Source organism: Herbaspirillum sp. WTB6 (assembly GCF_057457785.1).
Genome location: NZ_CP176522.1, coordinates 1,351,387 through 1,369,293 on the forward strand (window position 1 = coordinate 1,351,387; position 17,907 = coordinate 1,369,293).

Annotated in this window: 19 protein-coding genes; 3 read left to right on the plus strand and 16 right to left on the minus strand. The window is 64.3% G+C overall.

Annotation, left to right across the window (positions count from 1 at the left end; all coding sequences use genetic code 11):
- Window positions 1-91: 91 nt before the first annotated feature.
- Window positions 92-931, minus strand: a complete 840-nt coding sequence (locus ACK2VC_RS06240; RefSeq protein WP_486732741.1) for a 2-keto-4-pentenoate hydratase — start codon at window positions 929-931, stop codon at window positions 92-94.
- Between the two features lie 83 nt (window positions 932-1,014).
- Window positions 1,015-1,959: a LysR family transcriptional regulator gene (locus tag ACK2VC_RS06245; protein WP_486732742.1), complete on the minus strand. Its 945-nt coding sequence runs from the start codon at window positions 1,957-1,959 to the stop codon at window positions 1,015-1,017.
- 196 nt (window positions 1,960-2,155) lie between these two features.
- Here ACK2VC_RS06245 and ACK2VC_RS06250 point away from each other — a divergent pair, with 196 nt between their 5' ends.
- Complete coding sequence (locus tag ACK2VC_RS06250; RefSeq protein ID WP_486732743.1) at window positions 2,156-2,557, plus strand: DUF4148 domain-containing protein; 402 nt, start codon at window positions 2,156-2,158, stop codon at window positions 2,555-2,557.
- Between the two features lie 95 nt (window positions 2,558-2,652).
- On the opposite strand, the gene ACK2VC_RS06255 is transcribed toward ACK2VC_RS06250, so the two are convergent.
- The 11 genes from ACK2VC_RS06255 to tyrS form a co-directional block, all read right to left on the minus strand.
- On the minus strand, window positions 2,653-4,131 hold the full coding sequence (locus ACK2VC_RS06255; RefSeq protein WP_486732745.1) for a patatin-like phospholipase family protein: 1,479 nt from the start codon (window positions 4,129-4,131) through the stop codon (window positions 2,653-2,655).
- Window positions 4,132-4,346: 215 nt separating this feature from the next.
- Window positions 4,347-5,402 carry a Holliday junction branch migration DNA helicase RuvB gene (ruvB, locus tag ACK2VC_RS06260; protein WP_486732746.1) on the minus strand — a complete coding sequence of 352 codons (1,056 nt, stop codon included), beginning with the start codon at window positions 5,400-5,402 and terminating at the stop codon, window positions 4,347-4,349.
- A gap of 445 nt (window positions 5,403-5,847) precedes the next feature.
- On the minus strand, window positions 5,848-6,426 hold the full coding sequence (gene ruvA / locus ACK2VC_RS06265; protein WP_486732748.1) for a Holliday junction branch migration protein RuvA: 579 nt from the start codon (window positions 6,424-6,426) through the stop codon (window positions 5,848-5,850).
- Between the two features lie 109 nt (window positions 6,427-6,535).
- Entirely contained in the window at window positions 6,536-7,078 is a 543-nt protein-coding gene (gene ruvC, locus ACK2VC_RS06270) for a crossover junction endodeoxyribonuclease RuvC (protein WP_486732749.1), read from the minus strand.
- A gap of 81 nt (window positions 7,079-7,159) precedes the next feature.
- The gene (gene purH / locus ACK2VC_RS06275; protein WP_486732750.1) at window positions 7,160-8,734 is read right to left on the minus strand and encodes a bifunctional phosphoribosylaminoimidazolecarboxamide formyltransferase/IMP cyclohydrolase; all 1,575 of its coding nucleotides are present in this window, start codon (window positions 8,732-8,734) and stop codon (window positions 7,160-7,162) included.
- A gap of 79 nt (window positions 8,735-8,813) precedes the next feature.
- The gene (locus ACK2VC_RS06280; RefSeq protein WP_486732751.1) at window positions 8,814-9,047 is read right to left on the minus strand and encodes a Fis family transcriptional regulator; all 234 of its coding nucleotides are present in this window, start codon (window positions 9,045-9,047) and stop codon (window positions 8,814-8,816) included.
- 34 nt (window positions 9,048-9,081) lie between these two features.
- Window positions 9,082-10,098: a tRNA dihydrouridine synthase DusB gene (dusB, locus tag ACK2VC_RS06285; RefSeq protein ID WP_486732752.1), complete on the minus strand. Its 1,017-nt coding sequence runs from the start codon at window positions 10,096-10,098 to the stop codon at window positions 9,082-9,084.
- 145 nt (window positions 10,099-10,243) lie between these two features.
- Window positions 10,244-10,921, minus strand: coding sequence for a histidine phosphatase family protein (locus ACK2VC_RS06290; RefSeq protein ID WP_486732753.1), 678 nt, complete (start codon window positions 10,919-10,921; stop codon window positions 10,244-10,246).
- Window positions 10,918-11,565 (minus strand): YbhB/YbcL family Raf kinase inhibitor-like protein, encoded by a 648-nt coding sequence (locus tag ACK2VC_RS06295; protein ID WP_486732754.1) that lies wholly within the window; start codon window positions 11,563-11,565, stop codon window positions 10,918-10,920. Before ACK2VC_RS06295 ends, ACK2VC_RS06290 begins: the two co-directional genes overlap by 4 nt.
- A gap of 54 nt (window positions 11,566-11,619) precedes the next feature.
- Window positions 11,620-12,108, minus strand: a complete 489-nt coding sequence (dtd, locus tag ACK2VC_RS06300) for a D-aminoacyl-tRNA deacylase (RefSeq protein WP_486732755.1) — start codon at window positions 12,106-12,108, stop codon at window positions 11,620-11,622.
- A 98-nt stretch (window positions 12,109-12,206) separates the two neighbouring features.
- Complete coding sequence (gene tyrS, locus ACK2VC_RS06305; protein ID WP_486732756.1) at window positions 12,207-13,472, minus strand: tyrosine--tRNA ligase; 1,266 nt, start codon at window positions 13,470-13,472, stop codon at window positions 12,207-12,209.
- A gap of 142 nt (window positions 13,473-13,614) precedes the next feature.
- Between tyrS and ACK2VC_RS06310 the strand changes: the two genes are divergently transcribed.
- Window positions 13,615-14,982: a peptidoglycan DD-metalloendopeptidase family protein gene (locus tag ACK2VC_RS06310; protein WP_486732757.1), complete on the plus strand. Its 1,368-nt coding sequence runs from the start codon at window positions 13,615-13,617 to the stop codon at window positions 14,980-14,982.
- A 65-nt stretch (window positions 14,983-15,047) separates the two neighbouring features.
- Window positions 15,048-16,154 (plus strand): anhydro-N-acetylmuramic acid kinase, encoded by a 1,107-nt coding sequence (locus tag ACK2VC_RS06315; RefSeq protein WP_486733182.1) that lies wholly within the window; start codon window positions 15,048-15,050, stop codon window positions 16,152-16,154.
- A 192-nt stretch (window positions 16,155-16,346) separates the two neighbouring features.
- On the opposite strand, the gene erpA is transcribed toward ACK2VC_RS06315, so the two are convergent.
- The 3 genes from erpA to ACK2VC_RS06330 are packed head-to-tail and all read right to left on the minus strand — an operon-like array spanning window position 16,347 to window position 17,891.
- Entirely contained in the window at window positions 16,347-16,709 is a 363-nt protein-coding gene (gene erpA / locus ACK2VC_RS06320; protein WP_486732758.1) for an iron-sulfur cluster insertion protein ErpA, read from the minus strand.
- A gap of 42 nt (window positions 16,710-16,751) precedes the next feature.
- Window positions 16,752-17,156, minus strand: a complete 405-nt coding sequence (locus tag ACK2VC_RS06325) for a bactofilin family protein (protein WP_486732759.1) — start codon at window positions 17,154-17,156, stop codon at window positions 16,752-16,754.
- Between the two features lie 12 nt (window positions 17,157-17,168).
- Complete coding sequence (locus tag ACK2VC_RS06330; RefSeq protein WP_486732760.1) at window positions 17,169-17,891, minus strand: DUF6776 family protein; 723 nt, start codon at window positions 17,889-17,891, stop codon at window positions 17,169-17,171.
- Between the last annotated feature and the right edge of the window lie 16 nt (window positions 17,892-17,907).

The window sequence follows — 17,907 nt, forward strand, 5'->3', positions numbered from 1 at the left end:
CTTGTTCTCACTTTGATGACGAATCCGTATGAGAAGAACTGCAGGCGCAGCAGGAGGGTGGGCTGGCGCGCCACCCTCTTTTTTGCCCGAACTAGACGAACGACAGCGTCAGCCCTGGCAAGCTGACCCCGGAAAACGCCGTCATCCAGGTCTCCCCTGGCGCTACCGGGTAGGCGTCGGTCCAGGTGCCGGTGGCGATGATTTCGCCAGCCGCCAGCGGCGCGAATCCCAACTTCGGCGACTGCGTCTGCAATACCTGATGCAGATGCCAGAAGGCCTGCACCGGGCTGTCCAGCACGTCGCTGCCAAAGCCTGCCGCCTGCAACGTATCGCCGCACGACAGGGAGACGCTGGCATCGGCCAGCACGTCCGATAACGTGCGGCGGCTGGCGGCGGTCAGCGGCTGCGGCTGGCCGACGATCAGCGCGCCATGCAGGCCGAACGCGGCCACCGCGTCGGCCGCTTCGAACTTCCAGTCCGGAAACGGGCAGATCACGATCTCCAGCCCATGCGCCATCCAGTCGATGCAGCCAGCCAGCGCTTCCGGCGACATCCCGGGCGTTGGCGTCTTGCCCAGCCGGAACACGATTTCCGGCGCGATGCGCGGCTGCAGCGCGCCGGTCAGGCTCTGGATGCCGTGGTTATCCCTGGCATAGCGCACCGTGGTATCGAACATGGTGCCCCAGATCGGTGCTCCGATCGGCTCGGCCACGCCATATTTCGGCCACAGGTTGCGATTGGTGAAGCCGATCTTGCGGCCGACCGGCACTTCCCCCTGGGCAATACGGATATCGAGTATGTGCTTGCTCACCTCATAGGCATCGGCCAGCGTCAGCGCCGCGGCGCCGGTCAGCGGCGCCATCAAATGACTGGCGGCGCGCGCCTCCAGCAGTTGATGCGCGTAGCGAGTGGCCTGGGTGGACATCAGCATAAGAGCCTGGGCAATCGGTAAATTAGGGTTATGGCATTGTCCGTGACGATGAATTTTTGCACAAGGGGCGCCGCAGGCATGGATTAGGCAGGCGCCACCGCCGGCACTTCGGCGCCGCCCAGCAGCCAGGGGTCGGATTCCGGATGGGGAAAGCGCGCATTCATGAAATTGGTAAAACTGCGAACCTTGGCTGCCAGCAAGTGGCGGCTCGGATAGACCATCACCACCGCCACCTTACCCAGCCGGTAAGCGGGCAGCAGCCGCACCAGGCGGCCCGCGCTGAGATCGTCGCCCAGCGCGAACGAGGCACGGATCACGATCCCCATGCCGGCCAGCGCGCACTGGCGGAGCAATTCGCCGTTGTTGGAAATCATCTTGCTGTTGATCGGGATATTGATGGTGCCGTCCGGGCTGTCCACCCACCAATGGTTGCGTAATTGCTCATAGGCAAAATTCAGGCATTCATGCCGGCTCACGTCCTCCGGCTTTTGCGGCGCGCCGCGCCGTTCAATATACGACGGCGCCGCGCACAGGCTGATTTCGGAGGAACCGAGCTTACGGGCGATCATGCTGGCATCGAACTTTTGCAAGCCGGCGAAAATGCCGACATCGAAGCCTTCCTCCACCAGATCCACGGCCCGGTCCGACAGCGTCACGTCCAGTACCACGTCTGGATAGGCTTGCGCATACAAAGGCAACAAGCGCGCCAGTTGCACCTCGCCGAAACCGAGCTGCGCGTAGATGCGCAAGGTGCCGGTGGTCTTCTGGGCATTTGACGACACGACCGCTTCGGCGTCGTCGATGTCCAGCAGGATGCCGCGCACCCGTTCCAGATACGCCTGACCGGGCTCGGTCAGCGACAACTTGCGGGTGGTGCGATTCAACAGGCGCACGCCGAGATGACTTTCCAGATCGGCAATGTGGCGTGTCGCCACCGCGTTCGACATGCCCATGATCTGGGCCGCTCCGGCGAAACTGCCTTGCTCGACCACCTTGGCCAGCACCCGCATGGACTGCAGCCGATCCATTTTTGCAACCCCTTATTATTTCGATTTAAGAAATAGTATCTTGTGATTATTCCTATTTATCCCGACAAACACAACAACTAGACTGTGTTTCATCGATGAGCGCACAAGCCCGACTCACCGACTGAGGCTTCCGGCGTCCTGCGCGATGCGTGACGCGCCGGTTCCAGAGTCAATCCTAATTTTGTGGAGAAATAAGATGAATACCAAACAATTGATCACAGCCGCCGCCCTGCTGGCCGCCACCGGTGCTGCCCTCGCCCAGCAAACCGAATGGATTGCCGCCGACGCCAATTTCGTCTCGACCAAGACCCGCGCCGAAGTGATGGCCGAACTGAACCAGGCGTATGCCGACGGCAGCATCGCGACCATGCAGCGCGACGGCGCCGAGAACGTGCAGCTTGCCGGCAAGGCCGTCCCCGGCAAAACCCGCGCCGAAGTGATTGCCGAGCTGAACCAGGCCTATGCCGACCGCAGCACCGGAACCATGGCCCGCGACGGCGCCGAGCCGATCCAGTTTGCGGGTACCCGCAGCCGCGACGCAGTAAAACGCGAAGCACTGCTGGCCAATCAGGGCCAATCCGGCAAATCGGGTTCCTGATCGCAGCTTGGCCAATTGCCGGCCGCCGGCATATTGTCGGCACGCAAAACGCCACCCGCGGGTGGTGTTCGATGTTCTTCGTGCCGGGAGCGGGGTCAGCGATCCGCAGGAACGGTGGCGACGTCCGCCGCCAGCGGCATGATCGGCGCCGCTTGCCGGCGGCCCGGCGCAGCGGCATCGCGGGTAGCAGACAAGTCATCCACCAGCCGACGAAAATCGGTTGAATTGTTGAGCAGCGCCGCCGCCGCCCGTTTCAGGCGCTGCACCGAATCTTGCGGCAAGTACAGGGTGGTCGGGACATTCAGCAGCGCCTCGCGCTCGGCCGCATCCTGCAGGTCCCTCAGGCCGACCTGGATGTAATAGAGGGCTGGCGGCGTCGTGCCGCCTTCCTGCGCCACTCTGCGGGCGTTGGCGCGCCAGCGCTCGACCGTGGTTTGCATCATGAGTTCCGATTCCTCGGTGTAGCGATTGATCGGGATATCGCCGATCGCCCGCACCACCGCGCCAAAACCCGGCACGTCGGCGCTCTGGTCGATCGTGTGGTTGACGTCGTTCTGCGCATTGACCAGCAGTACGACGAACTTGGTGGTATTTTCCAGCCGCAGGCGCTGTTTGAATGCGTCGGTATCGATCAGTGTCGCGGTGTCGATGATGCCGCGAATGCTTAAATTGTCCGACAAACCGCCATCCAGCAAATGCACGTACGGCCGCTTGTCGCGCTCCAGGTAGCCCAGCAGCCGATTGCTGAGGATGCGCGCCGCTCGCCCCCGCACGCTGTGCTCCGACTGGGTCGACGCCGATAGCAGCGGCTCGGACACCCGGTAACCGCAATCGCCTGCGTAGTTCCACAGCGTTACCGGCGAAAACACCAGCGGCACCGCGCTCGAGGCCGCGACCGCACGCGCGATCGGAAACTTGCCCAGATCCGAACACAGCAGGTCGAAGAAATACTGGGTAAAGTCGAAGCGCGCGCCCGAGGACATGTCGGTGGCGCTGATGACCACAAACGGCCCCTTGCGTTTGCGCAGCAAGTCGTCGAAGGTGGCGCCGTCGAACAAGGCATCATCCAGTTGCTCCTCGACCAGGTCGGAACGGCCGAAGCGGGGCGAACTCAGGCGCCACAGGTTGGCGGTCGAGATCACGCTGCCGATGATCTTGTCCTGCAGGTTGTGATCGAGGAAGCGGTGCTCGAAGTCGTGCAGCACACCCTCCCCCTTCAAGCCGTAATAGGCCGCCAGCATCGAGCCGCCGGAGACGCTGTAGACCACGCTGACTGCATCGAACAGCCGCCTGGCCTTGTCCGGCGCGCCGAATCGATAGCGCGCCAGTTCCTCCAGCACGCCGTAACCCAGTGCCGCCGCGCGTGCGCCACCGCCGGAAAACAGCACCGCCATGAAGAGCCCTTCGTCCGTGCCAGGCACGGTTTGCAGGGTATCCAGGCGGTAGCCCTGCTCCGGCACATGGACGGCCAGCGGCGCGTTGACCTGGTAGTGCATCGAACTGCAAGCGCCGAGCAGCGAGGTCAGTGCGAGCAGCAGCAGGCGCCAGCGGGTGATTGATCCGGCTCTTTTCATGGCGATGCAGAAATCGGTTCGGCGGGCCAGCCGCGGCGTCCCAGGCTCGCCTCACAGGAAATTGTCAAATGGCAAAATATTACGGAGTATATTGAAATTCCGTATATTTTGCGAGCGGTAATCAATTATCTATCGAGGAGTATGCGAGCCGGGGCGGTGCGCGACTGAAGTCCGGTGGCGGCGCAGATTCCGCGCCACATCCAAATCTGCATTGGCTAAGCCTGCCACAACTCCCCGTTCGGCCCGCTGCGCGGCGCCGCCACACCGAAATGGGCATATGCGGCCGGCGTCGCCACCCGGCCGCGCGGGGTGCGCTGCAGATAGCCTTGCTGGATCAGGTAGGGTTCCAGCACGTCTTCGATGGTGTCGCGCTCCTCGCCGATCGCCGCCGCCAGGTTGTCGAGCCCGACCGGGCCGCCGTTGAACTTGAACAGCACCGCTTCCAGCAGCTTGCGGTCCATGACGTCGAAGCCGACCGGATCGACGTCCAGCATCACCAGCGCGGCGTCGGCGGTGGCGCGCGTGATGTCGCCGTTGCTTTTCACCTCGGCGTAATCGCGCACGCGGCGCAGCAGGCGGTTGGCGATGCGCGGCGTGCCGCGGCTACGCTTGGCGATTTCCAGCGCGCCGTCGGCATGGATCGGCGCATTCAGCAATTGCGCGCTGCGGCTGACGATCCTGGCCAGTTCGGCCGGCGTGTAAAACTCCAGCCGGGCGACGATGCCGAAGCGGTCGCGCAGCGGATTGGTCAGCATGCCGGCGCGCGTGGTGGCGCCGACCAGCGTGAACGGCTGCAGGTCGAGCCGCACCGAACGCGCCGCCGGCCCCTCGCCGATCATGATGTCGATCTGATAATCCTCCAGCGCCGGGTACAGAATTTCCTCCACCACCGGCGACAGGCGGTGGATTTCGTCGATGAACAGCACATCGTTGGCTTCCAGGTTGGTCAGCAACGCCGCCAGGTCGCCGGCGCGCTCCAGCACCGGGCCCGAAGTCTGACGCAGGTTGACCCCCATTTCGCGCGCGATGATGTGCGCCAGCGTGGTCTTGCCGAGCCCGGGCGGGCCGAACAGCAGCGTGTGGTCGAGCGCTTCGCGCCGCTGGCGGGCGGCGGTGATGAAGATCTGCAACTGGTCGCGGATTTTTTCCTGGCCGATGTATTCGTCCAGTTGCTTGGGCCGCAGCGCGTGCTCGACCGCCTCTTCGTTAGCCGAGGCCGGGGTGGCGGCGATGATGCGCTGTTCGCTGAAATCGTCGGTTTGGATGCTCATGCGGGGATTGTAATGCAGAAGGCGCGCGCCGCTGGCGCAGCCCAGAAGTGCGTGGCCGACATCGAACGAGTTAGCGGCTCCACTTCTGCTTTTGAAGTTGCCGTTGCTGTTGCTGTTGACGTGCCCCCGCTTGGACGCTGCCGCTGCTGCGACGCCGAAATCGGATCAGAAATGAAACATGTTTGAGCGCAGCGAGTTGGTTTCATTTCCCGATTTTGGCGCCGCAGCAGCGGGAACCCGCAGGGCAGCGTCCTCGCGGTCGCCTTCTTTTGCTTACTTTTCTTGGCGAGACAAGAAAAGTAAGTAGCTGCCGGGCTACCCCCGGCCAGTCACCACGAAGTAGTAACGGATTCAATTAGCAACGAACGCCGCTAGGTTCCCGCCTGCGCGGGAACGACAGGTTGAAGATGAATCACTCATCGCAATAGCATCGAAAGCCAACGCCTCACCCCTTCGACAACGCCTTCAACGCCAGCTTGATGCCATCCGAAACGCCAGCCTCCTTCGGCACCTGCTTCAGCGCCAACAGCGCCTCCTTATCGGAATATCCCAGCGCCAGCAGCGCATTCAGGATATCGACACCAGCATCCGGCGCCTGGGCGCCGCCGGCCACGCCCAGATCAGCACCAAGCTTGCCCTTCAGCTCCAGCAGCAGGCGTTCCGCGGTCTTCTTGCCGATGCCCGGCACCCGCGTCAGGCGCCCCGCTTCCTGCAGCGTGATGGCCTGCGCCAGATCGGCCACCGACATCCCCGACAGGATCGACAGCGCGGTGCGGGCGCCGACGCCCGAAATCTTGATCAACTGCCGGAACACGTCGCGCTCGCTGGCGCTGCCGAAGCCATACAGCAGTTGCGCATCCTCGCGCACCACCATGTGCGTCAGCAGCGCAACCCGTTCGCCCAGCGCCGGCAGGTTGTAGAAAGTGCTCATCGGCACATCGACCTCGTAGCCGACGCCGTTGCAATCGACGATCAGTTGCGGCGGATTTTTTTCCAGCAGGATTCCGGACAGGCGGCCGATCATGGCAGGGACCTTGAAAAATGAGTGGGTGAAAGCGCAGGCGCCAGCTTATTCGATTTCCAAATCAGCCGGGAACGCGAACCAACCAAGTGCGCTTGATTTGGCCATCCAATCAGCCGATCAGGCGCCCGCCGCGCACCCGCAAGCCCTTCTTCGCCAGTGCCGGCGCCAAGGCGCCGAGCGTGGCCAGCGCCGGGCCGCTATGGGCATGGCAAATCGCCACGCCGAGCGCATCAGCGGCGTCGGTGCCGGGCAGGCCGGGCAGCGCCAGCAGGCGCTGCACCATCTCCTGCACCTGCCGCTTCTGCGCCTTGCCGTGGCCGGCCACCGCCTGCTTGATCTGCAGCGCGGTGTATTCGGCCACGGCCAAGTCGGCGCCAACCAGCGCGCAGATCGCAGCGCCGCGCGCCTGCCCCAGCAGCAGCGTGGATTGCGGATTGACGTTGACGAACACTTTCTCGATCGCCGCGCAATCCGGCGCATAGCTGCGGATCACTTCGGCGACGCCATCGAGGATGGTTTTCAGGCGCAGCGGCAAATCGGCGTCCGGCGTCTTGATGGTGCCGGACGCGACGTAGGCGAGTTGGTTGCCGTGTGTGCGGATGACGCCGAAGCCGGTGGTGCGCAAGCCGGGGTCGATGCCGAGGATTTTCATGCGCCTCCGCAGTTTAGCTGGGGTATAGGGTGTTTTCCGCCCCTATACGCCCGGAATAAGCCGATAGCTATTGGAGTATGTCTAATGCCGGAAATGCCGCACGCCGGTAAACAGCATCACCACGCCCTGCTCGTCGGCGGCGTCGATCACTTCCTGGTCACGCATCGAGCCGCCCGGCTGGATCACGCAGGTGGCGCCCGCCTGCACCACCACGTCCAGGCCGTCGCGGAACGGGAAGAAGGCGTCCGAGGCCACCGCCGAGCCGGCCAGCGACAGGCCGGCATTCTGCGCCTTGATCGACGCGATGCGAGCCGAATCGACGCGGCTCATCTGGCCGGCGCCGACGCCCAGCGTCATGCCGTTGCCGCAAAACACGATCGCGTTCGACTTGACGAACTTAGCGACGCGCCAGGCGAACATCAGGTCCTGCAACTGCTGCTGCGTCGGCTGCTTCTTGCTGACCACCTTCAGTTCGGCGGCGGCGACGTTCTTCGCATCCGGCGACTGCAGCAGCAGGCCGCCGCCGACGCGCTTGCAATCGAAGGCATTCACACCATCGGCGAGCGGGATTTGCAGCAGGCGCACGTTCTGCTTGGCTGCGAACACTTGCCTGGCCTCGGCGGTAAACGATGGCGCGAGCAGCACTTCGACGAACTGCTTGGCCACCGCTTCGGCCGCCTTGCCGTCCAGTTCGCGGTTGAAGGCGATGATGCCGCCGAAGGCCGAGGTCGGGTCGGTCTGCCAGGCCTTACTGTAGGCTTCCAGCGGATCGGCGCCGACCGCGACGCCGCACGGATTGGCGTGCTTGACGATCACGCAGGCCGCGCTGCCGGTGTCGGCGAAGGTCTTAACGCATTCCCAGGCGGCGTCGGCGTCGCCGATGTTGTTGTAGGACAGTTCCTTGCCCTGCAACTGCGTGTAATTGGCCAGCAGGCCGGCGGCCGGCGCCAACTCGCGGTAAAAGGCGGCCGACTGGTGCGGATTCTCGCCGTAGCGCATGTCCTGCACTTTTTCGAAATGCAGGTTCAGCGTTTGCGGATAGGCGCTGCGCGTGGCGTGCTGGCGCTCGGGACCGAGCGCGGTCAGATAATTAGTGATCGCGCCGTCGTATTGCGCGGTATGCGCGAACACCTTTTTCGCCAGTTCGAACTTGGTGTCGTAGCCGATCTCATTGTTGTTGGCCTGCATTTCCGCCAGCACGCGGCCATAGTCGGCTGGATCGCACAGCACCACCACGTCCTTGTGGTTCTTGGCCGCCGAACGCAGCATGGTCGGGCCGCCGATGTCGATGTTTTCGATCGCGTCTTCCAGCGTGCATTGGTCCTTGGCGACGGTCTGCTGGAACGGATACAGGTTGACCACCACCATGTCGATCGCCGGGATGCCGTGCTGGGCCAGCGCCGCCACGTGCTCCGGCAGGTCGCGCCGCGCCAGGATGCCGCCGTGCACCTTCGGATGCAGGGTCTTGACGCGGCCGTCCAGCATTTCCGGAAAACCGGTGTAATCCGCCACTTCGGTCACTTCCACGCCGTTATCGGCCAGCAGCTTGGCGGTGCCGCCGGTGGACAGCAGCGTGACGTTCAGGGTGCGCAGCGCGCGCGCGAATTCCAGGACACCGGTTTTGTCCGAGACCGAAAGGAGTGCTTGTTTGATCATGATGAAAAAGGCAGGATGGAAGAATCGGGCGGAACGGACCGGACAAGGGGTGCGCAGGCAGGCGCCAGCCTGGCCGGGCTCACAGCAAGCCGTGCTGCTGCAGTTTCTTGCGCAGCGTATTGCGGTTGATGCCGAGCATGTCGGCAGCATGCGACTGGTTGCCGTCGGCGCGCAGCATGACCGCTTCCAGCGTCGGCTTTTCGACGGTTGCAATCACCATTTCATAGACGTTGGTTGGTACTTGTTCGCCCAGGTCCTTGAAATATTTTTCAAGGCTTTTTTTGACAACGTCCTGGATGGTGTCTTTGCTCATGCTCGTATTGTCCGACGGTTTGGCGCGGCCCGGGTCAGGCCGCTAGCGGCGGTTGTGCCAAGCAGTATTGTAACCGTTCGCCGTGCGCCAATTGCGACTCAAAAAAGTCATCGGTCGCGCGCAGTTGCAGTTCGCAGTCTTCCAGCCGGTTCATTTGCTGGCGAAAAGCCTCGCCGCCGGGCAGGTCGCGCACATACCAGCCGATGTGCTTGCGCGCGGTGCGCACCCCGAGATATTCGCCGTAAAACGCGTAGTGCGCGCGCAAATGCTCGGCCATCAATTGCCGTACTTCGGCCACTGGCGGCGGCGGCAACAGACTGCCGGTGCGCAGGAAATGCGCGATCTCGCGAAAGATCCAGGGCCGCCCCTGCGCCGCACGGCCGATCATCACCGCGTCGGCGCCGGTCGCTGCCAGCACCGCGCGCGCCTGCTGCGGCGTGGCGATGTCGCCATTGGCCACCACCGGGATCGAGGCCGCCGCCTTCACCGCCGCGATGGTTTCATACTCCGCCGCGCCGCCGTAGCCGTCGGCACGAGTGCGGCCGTGCAGCGTCAGCATGGCGATACCGCTGTCCTCGGCGATTCTGGCGATCGTCAGCGCGTTCTTGTGCTGGCGGTCCCAGCCGGTGCGGAACTTGAGCGTGACCGGCACCGGCACGGCGCCGACCACCGCCGCCAGGATCCGCCCCACCAGCGCCTCGTCCTGCAGCAAGGCCGAGCCACACCAACTGTTGCAGACTTTCTTCACCGGGCAGCCCATGTTGATGTCGATGATCTGGGCGCCGCGCTCGACGTTGAATTGTGCGCACTCGGCCAGCATGGCCGGATCGGCGCCAGCGATCTGCACCGCCTTTGGCTCCATCTCGCCGGCGTGGTCGATGCGGCGCGCGGTCTTTTCCGAGGCCCACAGGCGCGGGTTGGAGGCCGCCATTTCCGACACCGCGTAGCCGGCGCCGAGCTGCTTGCACAACTGGCGGAACGGGCGATCGGTGACGCCGGCCATCGGCGCCACGAAGACGTTGTTGCGAAGAGTATAGGGACCGATGTTCACGCGGGAAAAATCTCAGGACAGCAAGCAAAACACGGACGGCTCATACGGCTTCGCAATCAAAGTGAGAACAAGGCGCGAAGCCGCAGACAGTGCTGGTGCACGGCAAGGCGAAGCAACACAGTGTTCGCTTTGATTGCAAAGCCGCTCAGGCGTCGATTTCATCCAGCACCGCCAGTTGCCGCAGGTGCGCGACATCGGCCCAGGAGTCGATACGCCAGCCACCGCCGTCGCGCACCAGCCGGTTCACGCCGGCATTCGGAATCTCGAAGTCGCGCGCCGGCAAATGGCCGATCGCGCGCACCGAGCGGTATACCATTTCCAGCACGCCGCCGTGGGTGACGATCGCGATCCGCCGGCCGCTGGCGGCAGCGGCCAGGCGCTCTACCGCCGCCAGCGCGCGCCGCGCAAATTCGCGCAGGGTTTCGCCCGCCCGTGCATCGCCTCCAGGCGCCGGCGGAAATGCGGCGTCGATCGCGCGCGCTTGCCACGCCGCATGCGCGGCCGGAAAGCGGGCGGCGATCTCGTCGTACAGCAAGCCTTCGAAAGCGCCGTAGCAGCGTTCACGCAAGCCGGCGTCGAGTTGCAGCGGCATTTTATGCACCGCGGCAATCGCGGCGGCCGTCTGCCGCGCCCGCTGCAGGTCGCTGGCGTATAGCGCATCCAGCGGCTCGTTCCGCAGCGCCGCCGCCAGGGCCGCCGCCTGGCGCCGGCCGTGCGGGTTCAGCGGCACATCCAGTTGGCCCTGCAGCCGGCGCTCGGCATTCCAGGCGGTTTCGCCGTGTCGGATCAGCAGGATTTCCCGCGCGCCGCCCACCTCGCTCATGCCGCCGGCGCCAAGGCGGGGTTCAGGGTGTAGGTGCCGGTGATCTGTGCCTGGTCCAGCACGTGGCCGGCCAGCGCCGCGCGCACCTCGGCGCCGCCGAAGTTGCCGGTCAGCGGCAGGCGTTCAACGTCCAGCGCATAGATCGTAAACACATAGTGATGCAGAATCGTATCGTTCCAGGGCGGACACGGACCGTCATAGCCGAAGTAGTTGCCGGCCATCTCGGCGTCGCCGGCAAACCAGCCGGTGTAATCGTTGAGACCATGCCGCGCGCCGGGCAGCGGGCTGCCCAGGATTTCCGGGCCGGACTTGCCGCGCGCGGTGACCTCGCTGGAAAATTCGCCGACCTCGATCGCGCTGCGCAGCGGCTCGATGTCGACCATCATCCAATGGAAAAAATCCACCCGCGGCAGGTCGGCCGGCACGGTCTTGCCCTCCTGGTTGACGTCGTCGCCGCGCGAAGGCACGTCCGGGTCGTGGCAAATCAGCGCCAGCGATTTGGTGCCGGCCGGCCACTCGCTCCAGGCCAGATGCGGATTCTTGTTGGCGGACAGGCTGACGTGCTGAGCCGGGTCGATCGCACCAAACGCAAACTCGGCCGGGATCGGATCACCGTCCTTGAAGGAATCGCTCCATAGCTTCATGTTGTTCTCCTGGCTGGCAAGATGAAGGGTGGGCGGCGACGCACGCCCGGATTGTCATTGTGACTGAAAAGCCGCGGCCTCGTTCAGCGTCGGGGCGGCGGCCGGCTTGATTTGCAACCAGAAGGTGACCGGACCGTCGTTGGTCAGCGTCACCTGCATGTAGGCACCGAAGCGGCCGCTGGCGACGACTGGGTGCCGCTGGCGCGCCCGCCGGACGACATACTCGAACAGGCGATGCCCGAGTTCCGGCGCCGCCGCCGGCGTAAACGACGGCCTCGCGCCCGAGCGGGTATCGGCCGCCAGCGTGAATTGCGGCACCAGCAAAAGACCGCCGCCGACTTCGGCAACGCTGCGATTCATCTTGCCGGCGGCATCGGCAAACACGCGGTAGCCGAGCAATTTCGCCAGCAGCAGATCGGCTTCGCGCTCGCCATCGCCGCGCTCGGCGCACAGCAGGCACAGCAGGCCGGCCCCGATGGCGCCGACGACCTCGCCATCGACCGTCACGTTGGCGCCGGAAACCCGCTGCAGCAGAGCGATCATGCCCGCCGCATCTCTGCGGTTTTTTGCATACTCCCTGTATGCAATGTCATTTTCGATCGAGAAATATATGTTTTCACAACATACTCACGTTAATGTCGTCAGGCCGCCAGCGTCACCCGCGCAAACTTGCGCTTTCCGACCTGCAACACGAAGCTGCCAGCCGCCACTTTCAGCGCCTTGTCGCCGATCACCGCGCCGTCGATGCGCACCCCACCCTGCTCGATCATGCGCAAGCCTTCCGAGGTCGAGGCGCACAGATTGGCTTGCTTCAACAACTGGCCGATGCCGAGCGGCGCGCCGGCCAGTCGCACTTCGGGAATTTCGTCCGGAATGCCGCCGCGCGCCCGGTTGTTGAAATCCTCCAGCGCCGCCTCGGCCGCCTGCCGGCTATGGAAACGGGCCACGATTTCCTGCGCCAGCGCGACCTTGACGTCGCGCGGATTGCCGCCGCCCGCCACCTGCTGGCGAAACGCCTCGATCTCGGCCAGCGTGCGGAACGACAGCAGCTCGAAGTAGCGCCACATCATCGTGTCCGAAATGCTCATCACCTTGGCGAACATGGTGTTGGCCGGCTCGGTGATGCCGATATAGTTGCCCTTCGACTTCGACATCTTTTCGACGCCGTCCAGCCCTTCCAGCAGCGGCATGGTCAGAATGCACTGCGGCTCCTGGCCCCAGTCCTTCTGCAGTTCGCGCCCGACCAGCAGGTTGAACTTCTGGTCGGTGCCGCCCAGTTCCAGGTCCGAGCGCAAGGCCACCGAGTCGTAGCCCTGCATCAGCGGATACAGCAATTCATGCACCGAAATCGGCGTACCGGCCTTGAAGCGCCTGGTAAAGTCTTCGCGCTCCAGGATGCGCGCCACCGTGTATTTGGCGGCCAGCTCGATCATGCCGCGCGCGCCCAGCTGGTCCGACCATTCGGAGTTGTAGCGAATCTCGGTCTTCTGCGGATCCAGCACCAGGCTTGCCTGGGCGAAATAGGTCTTGGCGTTTTCCTCGATCTGTTCGCGCGTCAACGGCGGGCGGGTGGCGTTGCGGCCGGACGGGTCGCCGATCATCGACGTGAAATCGCCGATCAGGAAAATCACCGTGTGTCCCAGATCCTGCAGTTGACGCAACTTGTTCAACACCACGGTATGGCCCAGATGCAGGTCGGGCGCAGTCGGGTCGAGCCCGAGCTTGACCCGCAGCGGCTGCCCGCTGCGCTCGGCGCGCACCAGCTTTTGCACGAATTCGCTCTCGATCAGCAACTCGTCGGCGCCGCGCAGCGTCACCGCCAGCGCGGCACGCACCTGGTCGGACAGCGGAGCGGCGGCGGTTAGTGGACTGGCGGCGGCGGAGGCGAGTTGCGGATCGGCGTTCATAGATGTATAGCAAATGTCAATTTTTGGAAAGAACCGAAATTCCTGTTGATATAATGCATGCTCTTTTCGTTTTGCCGCCCATCAATCCATAAGAACGACAAAAAAGCGCATTGAAGCGGAACCGCAGATTTTAACTGATTGCATGTTCTCGATAGATAAATTGCTGGGCGAAGGCTCACGCGGCAGGCTGTTGATCGGCTCGTCGCGCAAGAGCCGGATCGTCTCCCTGTCCGCTCTGTTCCTGGCGGCGTGCGCCTTTGGCGCCGCCGGCGTCGCGCCGATGGCGCCGGACGCCTCCGACCTGCCGGTCAAGTCGATCACGCAAGAACTGGATTTGCCCAGCCTGGCGGAACAGGTCGCTGCGCTCGAGCAGCGCCAGCAGCAATACGTACGGGAAGAAAAGGTCCGCGCCGGCGACACGCTGGCGGTCTTGCTCGATCGCCTGGGCGTGCAGGACCCTGCGGCGGCCACCTTCATCAAGGGCAACAGCAGCGCGCGCCGCGTGCTGGACTTGAAGGCCGGCAAACGGGTACAGGTGCAAACCGCCGACGACGGCAGCCTGCTGCAGCTCAGCACCACGCTCGCCGGCGGCCGTGACGCTCCGGTCAGGAATCTGGTGATCCAGCGTGCCGACAACGGCTTCCAGGTCACGGAAGTCGCGGCCGCGCTGGAAAAACGGGTGGAAATGCGGTCCGGCGACATCACCTCCTCGCTGTTTGCCGCCACCGACGCCGCCCAGATTCCCGACCCGATCGCGATCCAACTGGTCGACATGTTTTCCACCGACATCGACTTCGGCTCCGACCTGCGGCGCGGCGACCGCTTCAACGTGGTCTACGAAACCTTCTGGCAGGGCGGCGAGCTGGTGCGCTCGGGCCGCGTGCTGGCCGCGGAATTCATCAACGCCGGCAAGACCTACCAATCGGTCTGGTTCAGCGACCCGGCAAACGGCCAGGGTGGCGGCTATTACAGCTTCGACGGCAAATCGCTGAAAAAGGCGTTCCTGAAATCGCCGCTGGAATTTTCCCGCATCTCGTCCGGCTTTTCGATGCGCGTGCACCCGATTTCCGGGCAGTGGAAGGCGCACAAGGGCGTCGATTTCGCCGCGCCCACCGGTACCCCGGTACGCGCCGCCGGCGACGGCACGATCGATTTCATCGGCGGCCAGAACGGCTACGGCAACACGATCGTCATCAAGCACTGGAACCAGTATTCAACCGCGTATGCGCACCTGAGCCGCTTCGCCAGCGGCATGGCGCGCGGCACCAAGGTCAGCCAGGGCGAGGTCATCGGCTACGTCGGCGCCACCGGCTGGGCCACCGGACCCCACCTGCACTATGAATTCCGCGTCAACAATGAAGCCCGCAACCCGCTCTCGATCGACGTGCCGAATACCCCTGCCCTGGCCGGCGCACAACTGCAGCGCTTCCGCCAAGTGGCGGGTGACATGACGCACCGCTTTGCGCTGCTGCAAGGCATGAACGCCGCGACCCAGGTCGCCGCGCGCTAAGGCCGGCCGCCTTGAGCGCCGCCACGCCCACCCGGGTGCCCAGTCATTCCCTCTATATCGGCTTGATGTCGGGCACCAGCCTGGATGGCGTGGACGGCGTGCTGGCCGAATTCCCCGCAGCCGGCGCCCAATCCATCCGCAGCCTCGCCGCCGCGCATGTCCCCTTCCCGGGCACCCTGCGCGACGCCTGGTTGGCACTGCAGGCTGCCGGCAGCGATGAAATCCACCGCGAAGCAATGGCGTCGATCGAATTGGCCCGGCTGTATGCCGCCGCCGTCGATGCTCTGTTGCGGCAGGCGCGGCTGGGCCCGGATCAGATCCGCGCCATCGGCGTGCACGGCCAAACCATCCGCCACCGGCCCGAGCTCGGCTATACCCGCCAGTCCAATCAGCCGGCGCTGCTGGCCGAGCTGACCGGGATCGACGTCATCGCCGACTTTCGCAGCCGCGACGTCGCCGCCGGCGGCCAGGGCGCGCCGCTGGTGCCGGCCTTCCATCAGGCGCTGTTCGGCAGCACTCACGAGACGCGCGTGGTGCTGAACATCGGCGGCATTGGCAACCTCAGCATCCTGCCCGCTACCGGCGGCGCGGCTGCGGTAACCGGCTTCGACACCGGCCCCGGCAACGTGCTGCTGGACGGCTGGATCATGCGCCACCGACAGCAGCCTTACGACGACGCTGGCGCCTGGGCCGCCAGCGGCCAACCGTTGCCGCTGCTACTGCAGCGACTGCGCGAGGAAACCTTTTTCGCGCTGCCGCCGCCCAAGAGCACCGGCCGCGACCTGTTTCACATGGCCTGGCTGGACGCCAAGCTGGCGACGTTGCCGCCGGCCGCCGCGGCCGACGTCCAGGCGACTCTGGCGGCCTTCACCGCCGGCACCATCGCCGATGCCATCGCCACCCATGCGGCCGGGGCGCAAACCGTGTACGTCTGCGGCGGCGGCGCGCGCAACCGCCACCTGCTGCGGCAACTGGCCGCAGCGCTGGCGGCCCGCGGCCAGGCGGCGGCGGTCGAGACTACGGATGCGCTGGGGATCGCGCCGGAACAGGTCGAAGCGCTGGCCTTCGCCTGGCTGGCCTACCGTTTCGACTGCCGCCACCCGGGCAACCTGCCCGCCGTGACCGGAGCCCGCGGCCCGCGGATTCTGGGTGCGCTGTATCCGGCGCGCTGAAACACGCGACACCACCAAGACAGCAGCCCGCAACACCTGGGAGTATTCTTGGATACCGCCAGAAATATTGCGGGATTTTGCGATTTTTTGCCATACTCCCGCTGCTATGAGAATCGATCAGGCAAAAAAAAGGACGCCGGAGCGTCCTCCCGTGAAGCGCGCCGGCCAGGCAGGCCGGCGCGGCAGACCAGGCTACACCGAAAACGATGAACCGCAGCCGCAAGTCGAAACAGCCCCCGGATTCCGGATGACGAACTGCGCGCCTTCCAGGTCATCCTTGTAGTCGATCTCGGCCCCGACCAGGTACTGGTAACTCATCGAATCGATCAGCAACTGCACGCCATTCTTGACCATCGTGGTGTCGTCTTCGTTGACCTCTTCGTCGAAGGTGAAGCCATACTGAAAACCCGAGCAGCCGCCGCCCTGCACGAACACCCGCAATTTCAGATCGGGATTGCCCTCTTCCGCGATCAGTTGCGCCACCTTGTTGGCCGCGCTGTCGCTAAAGACGATCGGCGCCGGCATTTCATCCTGGGTTTGTACAACAGCGTTCATTTCGCTCTCCTGCCAAGTGATTCAATGATTCCAGTATAGCCCTCAAGCGGGCCTGGAAGGGGTGCTGGCCGCAGCCAGCTTCAATAGCGGCTCCTCGTTCTGATCATGCGTCAGCTTGCCGGATACCTGGGCGCCGCCGTGCATTTCCAGCGCCTTGTAGTGGACATCTCCGGTTATGCGGGCTTTCGGCTGCAATTCAAGCACTTCCGCCGCGTATACCGCGCCGACGATCTGGCCATTGACGATCAGGTGCGCGGCCCGCACTTCGCCCTCGACCCGGCCCTGCTCCGAAATCACCAGCATGCTGGGCTCGCCCGGCTCGGCGATGACATCGCCCTTGACCTGGCCATCGAGCCGCAAGCCGCCGCGAAAGCGCAGATTGCCTTCGATGCTGGTCGAACTGCCGATCAGGCTATCGATGGTATCCCTGGATTTGCGTCCGAACATGCTGTTCCCCCTCTAGAGGTTGGCCGATTGCTGGGCGCGCTGTTTGCCTTGCTCGAATACGCGCGCCGATATCGCCTTGATCACGGCGCCTTCCGGCACGCTTAACACACCCTCGACCCGCTGATAATACTTGAATTCGAGCCGGTATTTATCGGTATCTGCGGCATCCGCCTGCGGAAACTGCAATACCGTCGTCGCGCCATGCTGCAACACGGTCAACGACAGTTGCAGGTTGCCGCGAAACCCCTGTTGCCGCACCTTTTGCCGCACCAGCAGCCGATAGTGCAGGCGGTTGGGCGCCACCAGTTCGCCCTCCAGCCGGGAAATCGCCACATCCTGGGTACCGGTTCCGGTTGGCAACATGCTCTCGAAAAACGCCAGATCTTCCTTCAGTTTGACGTTTTCCGCTTCCAGCGTCTTGATCTGAGCCGCCAGTTCCTGCTGGGCCGCGCGCTCGATGGCGATCTTGCTCTCGCTGGCATCGACGCTACTGTGTAAACGGTCGCGCTCCAATTCCAGCCCTTTCACTTGTTGCGCCAATTCCGCAACCTGCTCTCTGGTCGCCGCCGGATCAAAGCCGGAAAAGTCGCGTCCCATCCGGTAAGCCCAGAGCGCGATGACCACGGCTACTCCCAGCAACAGTACCGCCAGCACGGCCTTCAGCGGCCACGACAGCCGGCTCTTGATGGCCATCCGCGGCGCCGATGACGGCCGCCGGCGCAAGGTATATTTCATGCGTCAGCCCGCTGGC

What these genes read in the sequence shown, in the direction of transcription:
- ACK2VC_RS06315 (WP_486733182.1), top strand. Translation starts at nt 15,048, where the DNA reads ATGTCGGGCACCAGCCTGGATGGCGTGGACGGCGTGCTGGCCGAATTC.
- ACK2VC_RS06295 (WP_486732754.1), bottom strand. Translation starts at nt 11,565, where the DNA reads ATGAAGCTATGGAGCGATTCCTTCAAGGACGGTGATCCGATCCCGGCC.
- ACK2VC_RS06310 (WP_486732757.1), top strand. Translation starts at nt 13,615, where the DNA reads ATGTTCTCGATAGATAAATTGCTGGGCGAAGGCTCACGCGGCAGGCTG.
- erpA (WP_486732758.1), bottom strand. Translation starts at nt 16,709, where the DNA reads ATGAACGCTGTTGTACAAACCCAGGATGAAATGCCGGCGCCGATCGTC.
- ruvA (WP_486732748.1), bottom strand. Translation starts at nt 6,426, where the DNA reads ATGATCGGCCGCCTGTCCGGAATCCTGCTGGAAAAAAATCCGCCGCAA.
- ACK2VC_RS06255 (WP_486732745.1), bottom strand. Translation starts at nt 4,131, where the DNA reads ATGAAAAGAGCCGGATCAATCACCCGCTGGCGCCTGCTGCTGCTCGCA.
- ruvC (WP_486732749.1), bottom strand. Translation starts at nt 7,078, where the DNA reads ATGAAAATCCTCGGCATCGACCCCGGCTTGCGCACCACCGGCTTCGGC.
- ruvB (WP_486732746.1), bottom strand. Translation starts at nt 5,402, where the DNA reads ATGAGCATCCAAACCGACGATTTCAGCGAACAGCGCATCATCGCCGCC.
- ACK2VC_RS06280 (WP_486732751.1), bottom strand. Translation starts at nt 9,047, where the DNA reads ATGAGCAAAGACACCATCCAGGACGTTGTCAAAAAAAGCCTTGAAAAA.
- ACK2VC_RS06245 (WP_486732742.1), bottom strand. Translation starts at nt 1,959, where the DNA reads ATGGATCGGCTGCAGTCCATGCGGGTGCTGGCCAAGGTGGTCGAGCAA.
- tyrS (WP_486732756.1), bottom strand. Translation starts at nt 13,472, where the DNA reads ATGAACGCCGATCCGCAACTCGCCTCCGCCGCCGCCAGTCCACTAACC.
- ACK2VC_RS06250 (WP_486732743.1), top strand. Translation starts at nt 2,156, where the DNA reads ATGAATACCAAACAATTGATCACAGCCGCCGCCCTGCTGGCCGCCACC.
- ACK2VC_RS06330 (WP_486732760.1), bottom strand. Translation starts at nt 17,891, where the DNA reads ATGAAATATACCTTGCGCCGGCGGCCGTCATCGGCGCCGCGGATGGCC.
- ACK2VC_RS06325 (WP_486732759.1), bottom strand. Translation starts at nt 17,156, where the DNA reads ATGTTCGGACGCAAATCCAGGGATACCATCGATAGCCTGATCGGCAGT.
- ACK2VC_RS06240 (WP_486732741.1), bottom strand. Translation starts at nt 931, where the DNA reads ATGCTGATGTCCACCCAGGCCACTCGCTACGCGCATCAACTGCTGGAG.
- purH (WP_486732750.1), bottom strand. Translation starts at nt 8,734, where the DNA reads ATGATCAAACAAGCACTCCTTTCGGTCTCGGACAAAACCGGTGTCCTG.
- dtd (WP_486732755.1), bottom strand. Translation starts at nt 12,108, where the DNA reads ATGATCGCTCTGCTGCAGCGGGTTTCCGGCGCCAACGTGACGGTCGAT.
- ACK2VC_RS06290 (WP_486732753.1), bottom strand. Translation starts at nt 10,921, where the DNA reads ATGAGCGAGGTGGGCGGCGCGCGGGAAATCCTGCTGATCCGACACGGC.